Here is an 880-nt window from a genome sequence, read left to right as displayed (position 1 = left end):
GCAGAAGCGGTCGATGACGTCGTCGGGGACGAAGTCGGTGGTGTGGTTGTCGGCGCGGCCGTGGTGGCTGTAGTCGTAGCCGTGGCGGTCTTTGATGTAGGCGGTGAGTCCGGAGGGGACGGCGCTGGAGGTTTCGCCGTAGCGGGTGACGAGGTCGGCGACGTGGTTGCCGACCATGCCGCCGAACCATCGGCATTGGTTGCGGGCGTGGGCGAGGTCGGTGCTGACGTAGGCGGGTGCGGCGACGCAGATGGTGATGGCTGCTGGGTTTCGGCCGGCGGCTTCGGCGGCGGCTCGGACGGTTTTGACGGTCCATTCGACCAGGTAGGGGTCGGCGAGTTGCAGGATGAACCCGTCGGCGGCGCGTCCGACGAGGTCGAGTGCTTTGGGGCCGTAGCCGGCCATCCAGATCGGTAGTGCGGCTCCTTGCGGGATCCAGGGCATGTGGACGGTGGTGCCGTCGAGGTCGACCGCGCGCCCCTCGGCCAGTTCCCGGATCACGTGCATCGACGCCTCGAGCCTGGCCAGTGTGGTCGGTGGGCGGCCTTGTACGCGCACGGCGGAGTCGCCGCGGCCGATGCCGCAGATCGTCCGGTTGCCGAACATCTCGATCAGCGTGGCGTGCATCGAGGCGATGACCGTCCAGTCCCGGGTGCTCGGGTTGGTCACCATCGGCCCGACGGTCAGCCGCGAGGTCCGCTCCAGGATGCGCGGGTAGATGACGTAGGGCTCCTGCCAGAGCACCTGCGAGTCGAACGTCCAGCCGTGGCTGAACCCCAGCTCATCCGCACGCGCCATCAGGTCGACGACGGTCTGAGCCGGTGGGTCGGTCTGCAGGACGAGCCCGATGTCCAACGGGGACTCCCTTTCATCGCAGGTA

Annotated in this window: 1 protein-coding gene; it reads right to left on the bottom strand. The window is 68.2% G+C overall.

Features of this window, described 5'->3' with window-relative positions; all coding sequences use genetic code 11:
• Nucleotides 1-855, bottom strand: an 855-nt coding sequence (locus MMF94_RS43185; protein WP_241043300.1) for a TIGR03842 family LLM class F420-dependent oxidoreductase, incomplete at its 3' end; no start/stop codon positions are given.
• Nucleotides 856-880: the final 25 nt, after the last annotated feature.

Origin of the sequence: Pseudonocardia alaniniphila (genome assembly GCF_022524485.1) — a bacterium.
Classification (GTDB): domain Bacteria; phylum Actinomycetota; class Actinomycetes; order Mycobacteriales; family Pseudonocardiaceae; genus Pseudonocardia; species Pseudonocardia alaniniphila.
This window is presented reverse-complemented; position numbering and strand designations above follow the sequence as displayed.